The organism is Simiaoa sunii, from assembly GCF_014337175.1.
In the GTDB taxonomy this organism is placed as follows: domain Bacteria; phylum Bacillota; class Clostridia; order Lachnospirales; family Lachnospiraceae; genus Acetatifactor; species Acetatifactor intestinalis.
Genome location: NZ_CP060633.1, coordinates 3,461,323 through 3,478,193 on the forward strand (window position 1 = coordinate 3,461,323; position 16,871 = coordinate 3,478,193).

Here is a 16,871-nt window from a genome sequence, read left to right on the forward strand (position 1 = left end):
CCGTCTCCCTGCTTAATTGTCCTCTTTAAAAAGGATCTCACCTTCATACACCAGTCCCAGCTTATCCTTCGCCACTTCCTCCACATAAGCCTTGGTCTGCGTATACTTGCGATATTCCTCGATCTCTTCCGCTCTGGCGGTCTCCGCATCGATCTGCGCGCTCAGGCTTGCGATCTGGGTATCATATCCTGCGATCTTCTGTTGTAATTCCACGCTTCGCACCGCAACGACTACCATGATCATCAATACGACCAGGCTCACCAGGAACAGGCTGAACCGGTTCTGGTGTCTCCTGCGGTAGGCTACTCTTCTTTTTCCCCTTGCCATACGCGCATCTCCTTTCTATAAATATTCTAAGCATTTTCCGAAGTCTCGTCAACTTCTTTTTTACCCATCTTACGGCTATCCGCAACGCCTTACGAATCGGGTTTAAGAGCATGTTGAGAAATCCGGAGACATATTTTACCAGGAGGGGACTTAGCGTCCTGTGATACAGATACATTCCCAATACCGCCCCCAGCACGGCGAACCATCTCAGGTTCCCATTGCTCTCCCGGAACATCAGTAAAAAAACTTTTCCCGCACAATAGATCCAGAAGGCAATATCCTCCAGTGACACCATGCCGTTGCCATGTGTAAAAACCCTCCGCAAAATCCGCAGTATATCATACAGAAAAGTAATCTCTATTCCCAGGAGAAACGCATGCAGCAGAAAAACATTTTCATTCATTAACGGAACAGCCTGGCGAAAAATGACTCCTGCTTCTCCCCGGATGCTGCGGTATCCGAATATACGAAGCTGTCGATCCGGCCGTCAATGTCTACTTCCCCTTTATCCAGGGTCAGCCGATTCACATGCAGTTCATTTCCGCGGATCATCAGCATCCCCTGTTCCGTCTCCAGCAGAATCTCCCGCAGATCAAAAGAAAGCACATCATTGACACCGTTCACCGTGCAGGTTCGTCTGTTGGTCATAATTATTTTATGCATACGCCCTGTTGTGTTTAAATCTTCCATACTTCCTCCCATCTGTGTCACATTGCAATTTATCATAACTATTCAAAGCTACAATTCATCTTATGGGAGTCATTGGAAATTTATACATATTTATACATAACGAAAGAGTTCTTTTGCTTCTTCTTTTTTCACTGTCTCCTGAACATCCAGCACTTCTACCTTTACTTCCTTGTTACCGAAAGAGATCGTGATGATATCTCCCTCTTTTACATTGGCAGATGCCTTTGCCGGTTTGTCGTTGATCAATACTCTACCGCTGTCGCAGGCTTCGTTGGCCACAGTACGGCGTTTGATCAGGCGGGACACCTTTAAATATTTATCCAGTCTCATGGGTTTCCTCTCCTTCTGAAAACTATTTCTCATAACGAAAGAGACCCGAAAGGTTGTCCTCTCGAGTCTCTGAAAAATCAGCTTCTATTATGCGTTCAGCATATCCTTTAATGCTTTACCAGCCTTGAACTTAGGAGCCTTGGAAGCAGCGATCTTCATAGGCTTGCCGCTCTGAGGATTTCTACCCTCTCTTGCTGCTCTGCTGGATACTTCGAAAGTACCGAAGCCAACTAACTGAACCTTACCATCCTTCTTTAACTCTTCAGCAACAACATCTGTGAAAGCCTTTAATGCCTTCTCTGCGTCCTTCTTGGAAAGACCAGCCTGATCAGCCATAGCTGCAACTAATTCTGTTTTGTTCATATTGAACTCCTCCTATAATGAGTTTCGTGATTAAATTTACGCTCGAAAATAGTTCTTTTGAAACGTCTATAAATATATATATCTGTTTTTATCCCTTTTGTCAAGGCATTTCCGCATATTTACGGCATTTCCTGTGCCTTTTCAAAGATTATTTTGAAGTTTGGGAACTAACTGTCAGATCCACAAAAGAATACGATACATCCTTCTGTTCATCGTCCACCTGAACCGTATAACTCCTGGTCTCATATCCGGACTTCCGCAGTGTGATCACATGACTTCCTGATGTCTTTTTGAAGCTGCAGGGTGAGATTCCCACATAGTTACCGTCCAGATATACTTCCACGTTTTCCGGTGCATCAATGTGTACCCGATAGTAGGTGGTTGTGGTGTCTGTCGTCGCAGAAGTACTGCCGGAAGCAGTACCGGTGGAAGAGCTGCCTGCAGATGACGAGTTTTCTGTGCTTTCTTCACTGTCGGAATCCACTTTATCCAATTGCACATCCACTCCGGCAGATTCCTGTCCTACCCGGAGATACTGTGTCAGAGATTTATAGCCGTCCGCTTTTGCTATGATCTGGTGGATTCCGTACTCCAGTGAGACCGGCTGGGAAGGATCCACCTGACTTCCGTCAATATACAGCTCCGCATCGGCCGGGCTCATGGAAAACAGCACCATACCGTACTTTGCCTCCGCAATCTCCAGATCTCCGATATCCAGGGTTGTCTCTTCGTTACGGTTGATCACTACATACTTCGTACCTCCCCCGCCGCTGCGGCTGATATCCACCTGATAACTGCCTTCCGGCACCGTCACCAGCATGTCCTCCGTGATCCTCACGATCTGTGTCTGTCCGATCTCCAGCCAGCCACCCACGAAATTCTCATCATTGACCAGCCGGAGATATCCATGACCCTTTTCCACGATCACGCTGAGCACCGTACTGTCAATTCCATGGAAGGTAAGAATATCGGATGGATTCAGATCGATCTCTTCTATACTGTGCCCCTGGGAAAAATACTGCGTGTCTTCGGACAGCTTATAGGTTTCTCCGCCGATGCTTACCTCGTGCCTCACCGCATTCAACTCATAGCGCTCCACATTGTCGTACTGCCATGCTGCCTGCGCCAGCTGCATAGAGGTCAGGTGCTTCTGTGTCTTCAGAAATGTCACATCCACAATATCACCCTCCTGCAGCTGATCCAGAGAGATCGCCTTGCCATATTTATCCCCGAAACGGGTGGTTCCGTCCATGGATAACGTATATCGCCTGCAGAGATCCAGATTCAACAAAGTGACAGTTTTGTCAATTTCGTTAATATCCACCAGTACAGCAGTATCCGCAGAATCATAACTGTCCGGATTCGTCACCACGAATCCGGTATCCACACGTTCCTCTTCCGTCTGTGTCTGCGTCTCTGTATTTCCTTCCGTGGCAGCTTTCTGCCCGCAGCCAGTTATTGACAACATTGTCATAAGCCAAATGCATGCTACTGCTTTCATCAGATATCTTTTGTTCATGCTTTTGTCTCCTCTCCGGTACCTTAGTGTCTATCCGCTCTTATGCTCTTATGCTCTCAGAATCCGCAGGAATTTTTTTCGGGCGGTCTCCTGTTCCAGCAGCCGGTCCAGTTTTTCCTGATTTTTTTCCGGAATCCATGCTTTTCCCGAATTGTAATAGAAATTCACAATCTTCCATAATTTTTCGGGATAAGACAATCTGTAGAACAGATCCTGTCTCTCGAAGGGATTCAGCGGTCTGACAGATTCATAAGCTGCCAGCAGGGCTTCCCCCCGGTTACAGTCCCAATCACTTTTCTCCAACAGTTTACGCAGCAACAGATAAAGATCCCTTATGGGACCGTCCGCCTGACATTTTTCAAAATTCACCAGGAAAAATCCTCTGTCCTGGCGCAAAATATTGTGATATTGATAATCACCGTGACAAAAGCAGAAGGTTTCTCCCGCTTCTACGTCATGTGAATTTTCTATCTTTTTCCATTCCTCACAGATCTGCCCGGCCTCTTCCAAAAAAGGATCCATCACGGCAGCCAGCCGGATCTCGAACCAGGTCTTCTGGCTCCGCTGTTTTAAGAATCTCCGGGCCCTCTTCAATTCTTTGTTATGCTTCTCATACTCTCGACTCGGAAGGAATCTACGGATGACCGGTGTGGGTATCCCTTCCATCTCGGGAAATGTGGGAATAAATTCCAGATCCTTGTGAAGTCCGGCCAGCAGGCGCATGGCTTCCATGCATTCTTCCCTGTCACGGATGTTACATTCTCTGCCTTCCCACCAGGTCTTCAGAATATATCTGACACCATCTCTGTCCGTGACCGACAGTGCGCCCTCTCTGGTGGCGAGCAGTCTCTCCGCAGAGATATTCCCACAATCCTCCAGATGCTTAAGCACCTGTTCCTGCAGACGCAGCTGTTCCTCGCGTCCTGTATATTCCTTGAAGATCAGGCAGCCCTGCTGTGTATCGCACAGAATCGCCCCCCGCCCTTTTCGGGTACGCAATACCTCTATCTCATACTGCTCCAGCAGTGCCACCGCTCTGTCATTCACTTACAACCCCTCCTAAAGATATGTACTTAACCGGTTTGACGGTTCCTACGCTATCTTATGAGAGATCTTATAAAAGTATGCTCACTCTTTGCCTGCTGCCAGTTCGCCCGCCTTTTCCAGCAGTTGTTCTCTGGTATTCTGCTCCGGGTGCTCTAAGACCAGTTCCAACAGCTTCTGCAGCATATCGCCCAGCTCCCTGCCGGGCTTCATTCCCATAGCAATAAGATCTCTGCCGGTGACAGCCAGCGTTTTCAAGGATACGCACTGCTTTTTCTCCAGCATCTCTTCATATAACTGCTTCCAGAGCTCCAGGTTCTTAAGCTTCTCTGCCCGCAGATAATCGCTCTGTGCCAGGATATCCGCCTGTCTCACCGGGAACAATAGCGGGAAGATATCTTCCCCGATCTTGTTCACAGCTCTCCGCACGATCCGCAGGTCAGGTGTCACATCATTACCATAATCATGGTATCTTACCAGACGGGTCACCACTGCCACTGTATCATTATCAAATCTGAGTCTCCTAAGGATCCTGCGTGCCATCTCCTCACCCACTGCAGGATGTCCGTGGAAATGGGTGGTTCCGTCTTCATCCACGGTAAGTGTCTCAGGCTTGCCGATATCATGAAGCAGTATAGCATACCGCAGATTCTTCTCAGGTGCGATCTCTATGAGGGCATGTAAGGTATGCTCTCCCACGTTATATTTATGGTGCTTATGCTTCTGAGGAGTCTTCATCATGGCATCGAATTCCGGCAGGATCACCTTCGTGACACCCATGTCATAAGCATCTCGCAAGGTGTCAGGATGAGGAGAGATCAGCAGCTTGGTCAATTCCACCTGAACCCGCTCCGCACTGATCTTCTGCAAAGTCGGTGCCAGCTTCCGGATCGCCGCTTCGGTATCTTCATGAATCTCGTAGCCTAACTGCGCAGAGAAACGGATGGCACGCATGATGCGCAGCGCATCCTCTCCGAAACGTTCCTCCGGATTACCCACGCAGCGGATCAGCTTCGCTTCGATGTCCTGTAAGCCACCGAAGATATCGATCAGACCTTCTGTCTCATTATATGCCATGGCGTTGATCGTGAAATCCCGGCGTTTTAAGTCTTCCTCCAGATTCGGCGTAAATGTCACTTCCTTGGGATGTCGGCTGTCTTCGTATTTTCCATCCACACGGTAAGTGGTGACCTCGAAGCCCTCTTTGTCCAACATGACCGTCACGGTACCGTGCTGGATCCCGGTGTCGATGGTACGGCGGAACAGCGCCTTCACCTGCTCCGGTCTCGCCGAAGTAGTAATGTCCCAGTCCTCCGGGCATCTGCCCAGGATGGAATCCCGCACGCAGCCGCCTACCACATAGGCTTCGAACCCGGCATTCTGTATGGTCTCTATGATATATTTCGCTTTTTCAGGTATTTGTATCTGAATCATATATATCCTCTTTTGCAAAAATCACACACGCTCATTGCTCTGTGATTTTCGCGTGTTACTGCTTTGTGTCTATTGTTTGTTTCTAAGAAAGGCTATGCCTGCTCCGGTTTCATGATAAATTTATCGATGACCTCTACCAGCCCGTCCTCATCGTTAGTACCGGTAATGTAATCTGCAGCTTCCTTGACCGCCGGCTGGGCATTCCCCATTGCTACGCCGGTTCCCGCATATTCGATCATGGAGATGTCATTATAACCGTCTCCGCAGCAGATCGCGTTTTCACGCGTAAGTCCCATGCCTTCCAGCATATGATCCAGAGAAGTGGCTTTGTTCACATCTTTCGGCATGATCTCGATGAAAAACGGTTCCGAACGGTAGATGCTTGCCACATCACTGTACTTTTCCTGTAACTGCTTCTCCAACTCCGGCGCGATCTCTTCCGGTGCTGTCATCAGGCATTTATTAATATCGAATTTCACGTATTCAACGAAATTGTCAACGACCTTTATGGGGATTCCGTTAATCCTTGCTTCTAACTGCACATATTTATCCGGCTCAAATGCAGAGATGACTCCCTCTCCCTGATAAGTGATCAGTCCGCAGCCATTCGCTTTGGCGAATTCATACAATCCGGGCACAATGGACAGGGGCAGTGTTCTCTGATAGACCACTTCTCCCGTTTTACATTCCACGATGCGGGCTCCATTAAAGGACAGAAGATATCCGCCGTATTTTTTCAGTTCCAGCTCCTCTTCGCACTTCCGCATACCGGGCGTGGGACGTCCGGAAGCCAGGATCACCTTGTGTCCATGCTGTAAAATATTCCAGATTCCCTGTTTGGTAGCTTCTGTAATCTCTTTTTTGGAATTGGTCAGCGTTCCGTCAATGTCTAATACCAGAACCTTTTCCTGCATTTCTTTTCTCCTCTAATCTAACAGTACCTGTCTCTTCTGCTTGCGCAGTGAAACAGGTACTTGTCTGTTGTCTATGTTCTGTTCCCCGGCAAGCCTTACTGTGCCTGTGTTGCGGTCTCTTCGGTAGCAGCGGTCTGCTCCTCGGTGATCTCCTGAGTCTCTGCTGTTGCAGTCTCAGTCTCAGCAGCTGCAGATTCTTCTGCCTGCACCTTCAGATAATTCAACTTACCCTTAGGATCCTCTACCGTTACATCTGCAGTAATATCCTGCACATGCTGACTCATTGTATCGGATACCAGCGTATTCTTGATGTTGATCTTCCACTCGGGCTGATCCTGTCCGATGTAGTAAAGTACATAAGTGGTGTCACTGACAGTGATGGCTACGGTATCTCCTGCCTGACGGCTGCTGTCGAAGATCCAGTTGCTCAGCTCCTCTGTCATACCGGTCTTGGTTACCTGCTCGAACAGACCGCCGTTCTCTACTGCGGAAGTATCCTGTGTATACTTCTTGCACAATTCTGCGAAACTGTCCTCGGTAGCTGCACCGTTCTTCCACTCCTCCAGGATCTCTTCACCGGTCTTATCCTCGGTGGGAATGATCACACGTACATCTGCAGAAGGAGTCTCATCCAGATATCTCTTCTCAAATGCCACGGCATAGTAGCAATGGCTGTTGTCGTTAGTAATGACGGTGGTGTCTCCTGCCTTTCTGGCATCATCGAACAGCCAGTCGGAGATCAGGTAGTTCACGGAAGACTTCTTCTCATTCTCGTGTGCTTCGCCGTCTTTTGCCACGGTCTGCTCCGCATCGTCAGCCAGTACCTTGGCATCTTCCATGGCCTTGGCGATCTCAGCATCGGAAGGCTGGTAAGCGGTATCGGTGCTGTCGGAAGCTGTTGCATCTGTAGCTGCAGTTCCGTCTGTTGCAGTGGTATCGGTGGTTGCAGCAGTCTCCTCTACGGGATCGGCCAGTTCGGTAGGCTCGGTGGGCAGATCAGCTTCGATCGTGGTCAGGCGGTAGTCTACGGAATCGTAGGTTGCCTTATTTTCCTCATAATAGCTCTGGATCTCATCATCGCTGGGAGCATTGTCCTCCTGCAGCTTCTGATAATAAGCGTTCATTACCATGTCGTTCTTCACATATTCTTCGATACGGCCCATGGTTGCATAGCTTCCGTAGATGGAACGTACATATTCCTTATCAGATACGCCTGCGGCTGCAGCGGAGGTTTTGATGGTCTCCTTGAAAGTGTTGTACTCATCCGTGGTATCATAGGTGAAGCCGGCTGCTTTGGCTTCCGCCATCAGCGCCTTATTCTGCTTCAGGCTCTCTACAGCATTCTGCTCAAAATAGTCCTGCCAGGTCAGAGTATCGGAATACATCTGGGTGGACAGATCCTTGCTGGTATCCAGTCCGAAATAGCTTAAATAGCTTCCGTACTGTGTAATGTAGTTGTTCTTGGAGGTGTTGTAGACATAATCAAATTCTACCTTATTCACCTCCTCCCCATTGATCACTACATAAGTCTCATGGGTTGCCAGATAGGTCCGGATCGGGAAAGATGCCACCAGGCATACCAGAGCAACGAGGAATACGATCCCGACTGCCGTGCTGATGCGCTCTTCCTTTTTCTCCTTTTCCTTCTCTTCTTTACGCTTCTGTACCTTACGGTCATATTTTGTCATGACCTTCTGTTCAGTTTGTTCTTTTTGTTCCTTATTTTCTGTAACTTTTTCATTCTTAGACATCGCTTACATGTCTCCTTCCTAGCGTCTTAAGTCCAATGACTCCTTATTTTACCGTATTTTAGCGGAAAAAGAAAGCTATTTCACATATTTTTCAAGTTTTTCCACGATATTTTTCACACATCCGGGCTCAAAAGGACTGTCCAGTCCGACTTTTTTAATCATATTGGTGTAAAAATCGCTGGCGGACAATCTGCACAGCTTCAGATAGCTCTTCCACGCCTCTGTAAAATCGGCATCCATCTTCACCTTGTACTGCAGTGCACAGGTCTGCGCCAGGCAGTAATCGATATAATACAGCGGGTAGTCGTAAATGTGCAGCTGCTTCTGCCAGAAGCCTCCCTGTCCGAAGAAAGGATCTCCCTCGTAGTCCAGATGAGGCTTGTACTCCCGTTCCAGACGGCTCCATGCCTGTTTCCGCTCTGCCGGGGTCAGCTCCGGGTGTTCATAGACGATATGCTGGAACTCATCCACCATACAGCCGTAAGGGATAAACGCAGCCGCATCCTCCAGATGCATTTCCACGTAATCCTGCGCTCTGTCACCGAAGAACAGGTTCATCCACTTTTCCGTGAAAAATTCCATGGACATAGAGTGGATCTCTGCAGTCTCCATGCCGATATCCGCATGTTCTCTGATAGGATCCTGTGCAGCGAGATACCCCTGGAACGCATGGCCACACTCATGCGTGATGACGTCCACATCACCGCTGGTACCGTTAAAATTGGCGAAGATAAACGGTGCATGATAGAGGGGCAGATAGGTCATGTAGCCGCCTGCTTTTTTCGTCTTGCGTCCCAGTACATCAAATAACTGGTTCTCCATCATGAAATCAAAAAATTCCGCAGTCTCCGGAGACAGCTCACGGTACATCTTCTGTCCGGCCGCCATGATCTCTTCGGGGGTTCCGGTGGGCGCCGGGTTGCCATCCTTAAAATATACCTGCTCGTCGATATAACTGAGCTTCTCCAGACCCAGTCGCTGTCTTCTGCGGTCATGCAGCTTCTCTGCGAAGGGTACGAAGTACTCCTTGATCTGCCTGCGGAAAGCCTCTACCTCGTCCTTGCCGTAGCAGTTGCGGTTCATCCGGTAATATCCCAGCTCCAGGTAATTTTCATAGCCCATTGCCCTTGCCTGCGCGGTACGGTTTTTCACCAGTTTGTCGTAAATTCTGTCCAGTTTTTCCTCATTTTCCAGGAAAAATGCACTCATCTTCTCCCATGCCTGTCTGCGGACATTGCGGTCGGAATTCACCAGATAGGGCCGCAACAGGGACAGGTTCAGTTCCTTGCCATCGAAGTCAATCTTCGCACCGGCGATGAGCTTATCATACTCCATCGTCAGGGAATTCTCCTCCTGCATCAGCGGAATCAGTGCCTCGCTCATGGACTTCTGTGCCAGCTCCATGTTCTTGAACGCTACCGGCCCGATCTTCTCCTCCAGATACGCTCTGTAGGGGGATTCATATAATTTCTTCTGATAAGCCAGCACCAGATTACTGAATACCGGGCCCTGCTCATCATAGTATTTGTGCTCTTCCTCATAGAATTTATCGGAGGTATCGATGTCAAAGCGGATATTCGCGATCGTCATCAGCGTCATGACACGGTCCGTCAGCGCATAATACTTCTTATGCACCTCGAACTGCTCTTCCCCACTCTTCGCTGCATCCAGCTCCCGGATCAGTTCTCCCATCTCTTCCTGCACTTTGGCAAAATCTATTCTCTCGTAAGGCATGTCCTGAAATCTCATAATTATAGTAACCCTCTCTTTCTGTGTCTTTACGAACCTTTACTGCTTATCTTACCCCAAAATGCCGGGAAAGTAAAACTTTAGAAGCGTTCTGTAACATTTTTCAGACTTGCCAGTAAGGAATCCCTATGGTATGGTGGTATTAGAAGTAATTTTTCTTCTTTCAAAAATTCTTATAGACCCGTCAGTGGTCAAAGTTTCCCTTATTACCGCAATTTCAGAAATTAATTATTATAGCACTTATTGTTGACGTTTGATAACTAATATGTTATCTTTTAGAAAGGACATTATGATGTACGATATTGAGTATTATTTTGACAAAAATGGCTATTCTGCTATAAGCGATTATTTTGCCGATTTAGCCAAGAAATCTATATATAGCAAAACAATTCGTATACAGAAAAACAAAATATTTGCTTACATAAAAGCATTAAAGGAATATGGAACCAGAATCGGAAATCCAATTGTTAAACATATACAGGGGGATTTGTGGGAATTACGACCTTTAAATAATCGCATTTTTTTCTTTTATTGGAAGGACAATAAATTTGTCTTATTACATTACTATATTAAAAAAACTCAAAAAACTCCTCATCGAGAAATAAGCAAAGCCTTGGCATATATGCATGATTGGCTGGAAAGGAATAATTCATGAAAAAATATAAAAATTTTGACGAAATGTTCAACGATAATGATTACGTTTCCGAGGAAGACCGGGAAATCATAAACCTCGAAGTGAAATTAATCGGCAAAATGATAGAGGCCCGCGAAAAGCAGGGATTAACCCAACGAGATCTTGCAAAAATCAGTGGGGTAAAACAGCCTGCCATTGCAAGAATAGAATCTCTGCGCTCTACACCACAATTGGACACTCTTTTAAAAGTGTTGATTCCTCTTGGCTATTCTTTGGAAATTATTCCTTTGCAAAAGGAAAATTAACGCAACCGCATAGAACAATTTTGAAGGAATTTTTGCTTGAGAATAAGAAGGAGGTTATTGATATGGTGTTTTTCGAGTATGACGCTGAGGCGGAAAAGGGCAGTCCGTCATGGACTGCCCTTTGGTTCTTACATAACTCTTACAGATATGGTTCGTTTCTCTGAGGAAACAACCTGATCTCAGCTTAAGCTTACTGTAACAGAGACAGTACGCCCTGGTTAGCCTGATTGGACTGAGCCAGCATAGCCTGACCTGCCTGAGCCAGGATGTTGTTGTTAGAGTACTTAACCATCTCAGTTGCCATATCGGTATCACGGATCTGGCTCTCTGCGCTGGTGGTATTCTCAACTACGTTATCCAGATTGTTGATGGTGTGCTCAAGTCTGTTCTGAACAGCACCAAGTGCGGAACGCTGGGTGGATACTTTCTGGATAGCATCTGCAATGGTATTGATTGCTGCAGTAGCATTGGTTGCATCACTACCATTTACCTTTAATCCGGTAACATGGAGACCGGATGCACTCATAGAATCAATGCTAAGATTAATTCTATTGTTTGCAGTAGAATCAGCACCTACATGCAGACTTAAATCAATTGCCGCTGCATGAGTGTATGTTTGTTTCATATTTGCAGTTGATGTCATGTCGAATGCAGTACCATCATTAGCTGCTGTACCGGTGACCTGCTTTGACTTATCAATAGCATCCTGTAACGCTGCTAATTCAGCAGTTTTAGCATCGTCCAGTGTTATTTCATCATTTCCGGCATTTGCAGCAACAATTCTTTTTCCATTCCATGTGCCACCTTCAGCAAGTCCCGAAGTGAACTTAAGCGTGAACTTACCAGTTATTGAATCAAAATCATTGCTTTCGCTGATCTTAGATGTATCACTGATCACGCTATTAAGTGTAGATACATCAAACTTTTTAAATACACCTTCAGTAACTGGAGCTTTTGTATCATCGCCCTTAAGCAAATAGGTTTCATTGAATTTTGTGGTTTCTGCGACACGATCAATCTCAGTCACCAACTGATCAACTTCGTTCTGAACATATTCTCTATCATCCTTAGACATAGTTCCGTTAGAAGCCTTAACTGCCAGCTCGTTCATTCTTTGCAGCATATCATGTACTTCGGTCAGAGCGCCTTCAGCGGTCTGTACTGCACTGATACCGTCCTGTGCGTTCAGGGAAGCCTGTGTCAGACCTCTGATCTGCTTTCTCATCTTTTCACTAATGGACAGGCCTGCTGCATCATCAGCTGCACGGTTGATCTTGTAACCGGAAGACAGTTTCTCGGTGGACTTTGCCTGAGAAGCGGTGGTTAAGCCTAACATTCTGTTAGAGTTCATAGCTGTAAGATTGTGTTGTACTACCATAATAATTTACCTCCTTGTATTACTGCCCAATTCCTTTTGCGGCAGTGTGCGTATCTGTATTGTTATTGAGAAATCCTTTTCTCCCAGATACTTGTTTTTAGTTTTTATAGTAACCGGAGTAGGAGCTTCCCTGTCGGGCCCTGACAGAGCCGCTCTTCCTCCGGTTATTACCGTATGAAATTATTTGTCCGCATTTCCCTTTGTGATGATCACGTTGGATTTTTTGCGGTACTTCTCCGGGTGCTCTTCTTCCGCATAATATTTAGGAAGCTTCGCTCTCTCCTCCGGATCTGTGATCTGGTTTTCTAATACCGTGCTCCGCACGATGTTCACCTCTTTCGGTGCATCGATCATGATGCGGAGATGATTCTTGGTTCCTCCCAGGAACACGATCTTGATATTGTCATTGATCATCAGGTATTCTTCCGGACTAACGGTCAGACGCAGCATATCGATAACCTCCCTGTTTTTATTCAGCCTTCCTTGCCTGCTGGTTTGCACTGATGCAACATTTTGTTATGGAATGTTGCATTTTCCTAATTCATTTATTCCATCAAGGAGGCCATTATGAGCACGACACAACCTATCCGCAGCAAACAGCTTCTACACGATTTCAAAGAGTACTACCTTACCAAACAGCCCAACTCCCGGAATTACACTCTCATCCTGATCGGTCTGAACACCGCTCTCCGTATCAACGACATCCTTCATCTCACCTGGGGAGATGTCTATTGCACAGAACACAGCCGCTTTTACACCCATCTCCTGATCACGGAGAAAAAAACGGAAAAAGAAACCAGAATCCTGATCAACAGAGAACTTCAGGAAACATTACTGTCCTACCGGAAAACACAGACTTCCATAGCCGACACAGACTACCTCTTCCCCAGTCCCAGAAAAGCTGATTCCCCGCTCTCCCGATACCAGGCCTACCGCATTGTCCGTAAGGCTGCAGAAGCCGTAGGGATCGAAGATGTGATCCGGTGCCATTCCCTGCGGAAGACCTTCGGCTACCATGCATGGAAAATGGGAACACCACCCGCATTGCTGATGGAAATCTACAATCATTCTTCTTTTCAGATCACAAAACATTATCTGGGAATTGAACAAGATGACAAAGATGCCGTATTTCGTGACATACAACTATGACATGCGGCTTCTGTAATTGCTATAGTGATATGAAAATAACGCATTAACGATTTTTATAAAAAAGGCTAAAGTTTTCCAATGGTCAGCCGAAATATGTAGTGCAAGATAAAATGCAACATTCCATAACAGAATGTTGCATTTTCTATTTTAATCTATTCATTTCTGTGGTATTCTTTTAAAGACTGCATATCGCTATTTTTCGACAATACTTTCCTTTTTTGAAACATATACAGTCAGAATCAGGAGTACACATGAAAAGCTTTATATGTCAAATGTTCTATAAGCAGCGGGCGGCATTCGAGCAAAGCTACGCTTCCAGGGGCAGAGAGTATCCTCTTCCGGAAGACGTTTTCCTACAATCGGATATTTTCTATGACGAAAAGCATGTTCCGGCACATCGTCTGGATGTCTACCGTCCCAAGGGACGGGACGGAGAGATTCTCCCGGTCATCGTCAACGTACATGGCGGAGGCCTCCTCATAGGGAACAAGGAATTCAACCGTCCCTTTTGTGCCTCCCTTTGTGAGGCGGGGTATCTGATATTCAGCATTGAGTACCGGCTGATACCGGACTGTCTCTTCTATGACCAGCTGGCTGACCTGCATCTGGCACTGGATTTTATCCGGGATCATCTGACGGAATACGGCGGTGACATTTCCCACATATATGCCTGCGGCGACAGCGGCGGTGCCTGTCTGTTGACTTATGGAATCGCCATGCAGCGAAGCACTGCACTGGCACAGGCTGCCGGAGTAACCCCTTCTGACCTGCCAGTCCGGGCACTTGGCCTGGTCAGCGGTATGTTCTATACGAACCGCTTGGATCAGATCGGACTTTTCCTCCCCAGATATCTCTACGGCCGGCATTATAAAAAAAGTGCTTTTGCCCCCTATGTATCTCCGGAGCACCCGGACATCGTGACCAGCCTGCCACCCAGTCTCCTGATCACCAGTGACAACGATAATCTTCAGAGCTATACTCTGAATTTTGAAAAGGCTCTGCGCAGACATCAGATGCCCCATAAACTGATCAACTACCCGAAGAATCCCCGCCTGACCCATGCGTTCAGCGCTTTTTACCCGGAGCTTCCGGAAAGCAGGGAAGTGATCCACCATTTGATTCATTTTTTTGAACATACCGGAAAGGACTGTAAAGGAGGATATGTATCATGACATACGACGAAAATGTTTTCAAAGAAAAAGCTAATCGGAAAGCCCGTAAGATCTGGATCGTTTTTGCTGTTTTACTGAGTGCCAATTATGGCTCCGACGCGTCCGGGGGATTATATCCCACCACTTCTTATCTGATCTTTCTGGCATTATGCTGGCTGCCTCTGATCTTTGGCGAAGTTCTGTTACGTGTAAAAGGCTGGGCAACGGAGCTCTACCGCTACGATCTGGTCATCGGTTACGGCATCTTCTACACTTTTGTCATCTGTACTACAGCTTCCCCGATCGCATTCACTTACATCCTTCCTGTGACGAGCCTGCTGGTACTATATAAGAACCGGAAATTCATGATCGGCTGCGGTATCGCCAATGCCCTGATCATCGTCGGTGCAGCCGTCTATCGCTATATGCTGGGCTTCAACAGCGCTTCCGATATGAAAAATTATCAGCTGCAATTGTCCTGTATCATCCTCTGCTACATCTGCTACGTCATGTCCATCCGTCATCTGAATGAATCCGACGGTGCCATGACCGACAGCATCAGGGCTGACCTGCACAGAGTCGTAACTACTGTAGAACAGGTAAAGTCTTCGAGCAATATCATTCTCGATGGCATCACTGTCGTAAGAGAGCTGGCTTCCGAGAATAAGCATGGCTCCGATATCGTCATGCTGGGTATGAACGAGCTGACTGACAACAACAATATGCTGCAGGATCGTACCACGTCATCCACACAGATGACCTCCGATATCCGCGCCCAGGTAGAAAATGTGGTAGCCCTGATCGGAGAAATGGTCACGCTCGTCGAAAAAACGCAATCCCATTCCGGTGTCAGCGCAGAAGATCTGAAAAGCCTGGTAAATACTGCTGCTACCATGTCTCAGCTGTCCACCGAGTTGGAAAATGTTCTGGAGAATTTCCGTCAGGAATTTGAAATGGTAAAACAGGAAACCGGTACCATAGAGAAGATCACGAATCAGACGAATCTACTGGCATTAAATGCTTCCATCGAAGCTGCCAGAGCCGGAGAAGCTGGCAGAGGCTTCGCTGTCGTAGCGGAGCAGATCCGTACCTTAAGCACCGAGACCCACGCTTCCTCTGAGCAGATCAGGGATGCTCTCTCCCGACTGGATGCTACATCCGCGAAGATGACCTCTTCCATTGAAGAGACATTACAGCTGATCCAGATCACTCTGGAAAAAGTAACGCAGACCGGAGATAACGTAAATCAGATTGCTTCTGATTCCGTGCAGCTGGGCAATCACATTCAGGTTGTAGATAATGCCATTAAAGAAGTAGAGAGCTCTAACACTCAGCTGGTATCCAACATGGAGCAGGTATCTAACATCGTGGATACCATTACAACCTGTATCACGCATTCCAGCCGTACCAGTGAACGGATGCTCAGCAAGTATCAGGAAACAGCAGACAATATCAATACCATCGAAGATGTCATGGAGAACATGATGTGTGATCTGGGTATCGGTGGTTTCATGGGTATTGAAGACGTCAAGCCCGGCATGAAGATCGACTTGCAATTGACAGAGCAGGACGATACTGAATATCTGGGTGAGCTGATTCAGCAGATTCCCGAAGGCTTGATGGTATCCTGTCAGAAGAAGCTGACGATTAACGGGTCTGCTTCCTGTATGCTGCAGATCACCGCAGGTAATATCCTGTACTGTTGGGACAAAGCCACCATTTCTCCTGCTCCCGAAAGCGGTGAACATGCTTTCAAGATTACCATTACTACCAGACCCAGGATCAACAATAGACGCAAATACCCTCGTATGGATCTGAATAATACCTGTACTATTAAGTTCAAGAATTCCGATACGGAATATGCGGCTACCATGGAAAATATCAGTGCCAACGGATTCGCCTTCCTGGCTACAGACAAGATATTCACCCAAAGCAAAAATGCAGAAATCTTTATCACGATCCATGATTTTGCTCTGCCGAATCATAATGAGCTGGAAGGCCGCATCATCCGCTGTTCCGACGATAACGGACTGTATATCGTCGGATGCCAGATGCCGGAAGATAATTTCTATATCCTGGAATATGTAGAGAATAACTTAAATAAATAGATTTCCTGTGTAAACCTAGGCACCC

At 46.9% G+C, this 16,871-nt stretch carries 18 protein-coding genes; 5 read left to right on the plus strand and 13 right to left on the minus strand.

Annotated elements, in window-relative coordinates:
• Nucleotides 1–12: 12 nt before the first annotated feature.
• From H9Q77_RS16070 to H9Q77_RS16115, 11 genes are all read right to left on the minus strand, one after another.
• A complete protein-coding gene (locus H9Q77_RS16070) occupies nucleotides 13–261 on the minus strand; it encodes a septum formation initiator family protein (protein WP_408641161.1) in 249 nt (82 codons plus the stop codon).
• Nucleotides 182–730 carry a spore cortex biosynthesis protein YabQ gene (gene yabQ / locus H9Q77_RS16985; RefSeq protein ID WP_408641162.1) on the minus strand — a complete coding sequence of 183 codons (549 nt, stop codon included), beginning with the start codon at nucleotides 728–730 and terminating at the stop codon, nucleotides 182–184. The genes H9Q77_RS16070 and yabQ overlap by 80 nt, the downstream gene beginning before the upstream one ends.
• A complete protein-coding gene (gene yabP, locus H9Q77_RS16075) occupies nucleotides 730–1,017 on the minus strand; it encodes a sporulation protein YabP (RefSeq protein ID WP_022153435.1) in 288 nt (95 codons plus the stop codon). Before yabP ends, yabQ begins: the two co-directional genes overlap by 1 nt.
• Before the next feature lie 90 nt (nucleotides 1,018–1,107).
• On the minus strand, nucleotides 1,108–1,347 hold the full coding sequence (locus tag H9Q77_RS16080) for an RNA-binding S4 domain-containing protein (RefSeq protein WP_022153434.1): 240 nt from the start codon (nucleotides 1,345–1,347) through the stop codon (nucleotides 1,108–1,110).
• A gap of 87 nt (nucleotides 1,348–1,434) precedes the next feature.
• Nucleotides 1,435–1,710, minus strand: coding sequence for an HU family DNA-binding protein (locus H9Q77_RS16085; protein WP_022153433.1), 276 nt, complete (start codon nucleotides 1,708–1,710; stop codon nucleotides 1,435–1,437).
• 148 nt (nucleotides 1,711–1,858) lie between these two features.
• Complete coding sequence (locus tag H9Q77_RS16090) at nucleotides 1,859–3,229, minus strand: PEGA domain-containing protein (protein ID WP_249326251.1); 1,371 nt, start codon at nucleotides 3,227–3,229, stop codon at nucleotides 1,859–1,861.
• A 48-nt stretch (nucleotides 3,230–3,277) separates the two neighbouring features.
• Nucleotides 3,278–4,276, minus strand: a complete 999-nt coding sequence (locus H9Q77_RS16095) for a phosphotransferase (RefSeq protein WP_249326252.1) — start codon at nucleotides 4,274–4,276, stop codon at nucleotides 3,278–3,280.
• Between the two features lie 81 nt (nucleotides 4,277–4,357).
• The gene (locus tag H9Q77_RS16100; RefSeq protein ID WP_249327174.1) at nucleotides 4,358–5,704 is read right to left on the minus strand and encodes a CCA tRNA nucleotidyltransferase; all 1,347 of its coding nucleotides are present in this window, start codon (nucleotides 5,702–5,704) and stop codon (nucleotides 4,358–4,360) included.
• Between the two features lie 95 nt (nucleotides 5,705–5,799).
• A complete protein-coding gene (locus H9Q77_RS16105; protein WP_249326253.1) occupies nucleotides 5,800–6,621 on the minus strand; it encodes a Cof-type HAD-IIB family hydrolase in 822 nt (273 codons plus the stop codon).
• A 95-nt stretch (nucleotides 6,622–6,716) separates the two neighbouring features.
• A complete protein-coding gene (locus H9Q77_RS16110; protein ID WP_249326254.1) occupies nucleotides 6,717–8,372 on the minus strand; it encodes a peptidylprolyl isomerase in 1,656 nt (551 codons plus the stop codon).
• A gap of 75 nt (nucleotides 8,373–8,447) precedes the next feature.
• A complete protein-coding gene (locus H9Q77_RS16115; protein WP_249326255.1) occupies nucleotides 8,448–10,121 on the minus strand; it encodes a M3 family oligoendopeptidase in 1,674 nt (557 codons plus the stop codon).
• 289 nt (nucleotides 10,122–10,410) lie between these two features.
• On the opposite strand from H9Q77_RS16115, the gene H9Q77_RS16120 reads away from it, so the two are divergent.
• Nucleotides 10,411–10,776 (plus strand): type II toxin-antitoxin system RelE/ParE family toxin, encoded by a 366-nt coding sequence (locus H9Q77_RS16120; protein ID WP_249326256.1) that lies wholly within the window; start codon nucleotides 10,411–10,413, stop codon nucleotides 10,774–10,776.
• On the plus strand, nucleotides 10,773–11,060 hold the full coding sequence (locus H9Q77_RS16125; RefSeq protein ID WP_118545257.1) for a helix-turn-helix domain-containing protein: 288 nt from the start codon (nucleotides 10,773–10,775) through the stop codon (nucleotides 11,058–11,060). The genes H9Q77_RS16120 and H9Q77_RS16125 overlap by 4 nt, the downstream gene beginning before the upstream one ends.
• Before the next feature lie 190 nt (nucleotides 11,061–11,250).
• Here the strand turns inward: H9Q77_RS16125 and H9Q77_RS16130 are convergent, their stop codons facing one another.
• The gene (locus tag H9Q77_RS16130) at nucleotides 11,251–12,438 is read right to left on the minus strand and encodes a flagellin N-terminal helical domain-containing protein (protein WP_249326257.1); all 1,188 of its coding nucleotides are present in this window, start codon (nucleotides 12,436–12,438) and stop codon (nucleotides 11,251–11,253) included.
• Nucleotides 12,439–12,618: 180 nt separating this feature from the next.
• Nucleotides 12,619–12,888: a carbon storage regulator gene (locus tag H9Q77_RS16135; protein WP_022155041.1), complete on the minus strand. Its 270-nt coding sequence runs from the start codon at nucleotides 12,886–12,888 to the stop codon at nucleotides 12,619–12,621.
• A 117-nt stretch (nucleotides 12,889–13,005) separates the two neighbouring features.
• Between H9Q77_RS16135 and H9Q77_RS16140 the strand changes: the two genes are divergently transcribed.
• The 3 genes from H9Q77_RS16140 (at nucleotide 13,006) to H9Q77_RS16150 (ending at nucleotide 16,846) form a co-directional block, all read left to right on the plus strand.
• Nucleotides 13,006–13,587, plus strand: coding sequence for a tyrosine-type recombinase/integrase (locus H9Q77_RS16140; protein ID WP_118551622.1), 582 nt, complete (start codon nucleotides 13,006–13,008; stop codon nucleotides 13,585–13,587).
• 251 nt (nucleotides 13,588–13,838) lie between these two features.
• Entirely contained in the window at nucleotides 13,839–14,759 is a 921-nt protein-coding gene (locus tag H9Q77_RS16145; RefSeq protein ID WP_249326258.1) for an alpha/beta hydrolase, read from the plus strand.
• Nucleotides 14,756–16,846: a methyl-accepting chemotaxis protein gene (locus tag H9Q77_RS16150; RefSeq protein WP_249326259.1), complete on the plus strand. Its 2,091-nt coding sequence runs from the start codon at nucleotides 14,756–14,758 to the stop codon at nucleotides 16,844–16,846. The genes H9Q77_RS16145 and H9Q77_RS16150 overlap by 4 nt, the downstream gene beginning before the upstream one ends.
• Nucleotides 16,847–16,871: the final 25 nt, after the last annotated feature.

Coding starts and splice junctions, on each gene's coding strand:
- H9Q77_RS16120 (WP_249326256.1), top strand. CDS start 10,411: ATGATGTACGATATTGAGTATTATTTTGACAAAAATGGCTATTCTGCT.
- H9Q77_RS16130 (WP_249326257.1), bottom strand. CDS start 12,438: ATGGTAGTACAACACAATCTTACAGCTATGAACTCTAACAGAATGTTA.
- H9Q77_RS16090 (WP_249326251.1), bottom strand. CDS start 3,229: ATGAACAAAAGATATCTGATGAAAGCAGTAGCATGCATTTGGCTTATG.
- H9Q77_RS16115 (WP_249326255.1), bottom strand. CDS start 10,121: ATGAGATTTCAGGACATGCCTTACGAGAGAATAGATTTTGCCAAAGTG.
- H9Q77_RS16080 (WP_022153434.1), bottom strand. CDS start 1,347: ATGAGACTGGATAAATATTTAAAGGTGTCCCGCCTGATCAAACGCCGT.
- H9Q77_RS16105 (WP_249326253.1), bottom strand. CDS start 6,621: ATGCAGGAAAAGGTTCTGGTATTAGACATTGACGGAACGCTGACCAAT.
- H9Q77_RS16085 (WP_022153433.1), bottom strand. CDS start 1,710: ATGAACAAAACAGAATTAGTTGCAGCTATGGCTGATCAGGCTGGTCTT.
- H9Q77_RS16135 (WP_022155041.1), bottom strand. CDS start 12,888: ATGCTGCGTCTGACCGTTAGTCCGGAAGAATACCTGATGATCAATGAC.
- H9Q77_RS16145 (WP_249326258.1), top strand. CDS start 13,839: ATGAAAAGCTTTATATGTCAAATGTTCTATAAGCAGCGGGCGGCATTC.
- H9Q77_RS16110 (WP_249326254.1), bottom strand. CDS start 8,372: ATGTCTAAGAATGAAAAAGTTACAGAAAATAAGGAACAAAAAGAACAA.
- H9Q77_RS16125 (WP_118545257.1), top strand. CDS start 10,773: ATGAAAAAATATAAAAATTTTGACGAAATGTTCAACGATAATGATTAC.
- H9Q77_RS16150 (WP_249326259.1), top strand. CDS start 14,756: ATGACATACGACGAAAATGTTTTCAAAGAAAAAGCTAATCGGAAAGCC.
- yabP (WP_022153435.1), bottom strand. CDS start 1,017: ATGGAAGATTTAAACACAACAGGGCGTATGCATAAAATAATTATGACC.
- H9Q77_RS16140 (WP_118551622.1), top strand. CDS start 13,006: ATGAGCACGACACAACCTATCCGCAGCAAACAGCTTCTACACGATTTC.
- yabQ (WP_408641162.1), bottom strand. CDS start 730: ATGAATGAAAATGTTTTTCTGCTGCATGCGTTTCTCCTGGGAATAGAG.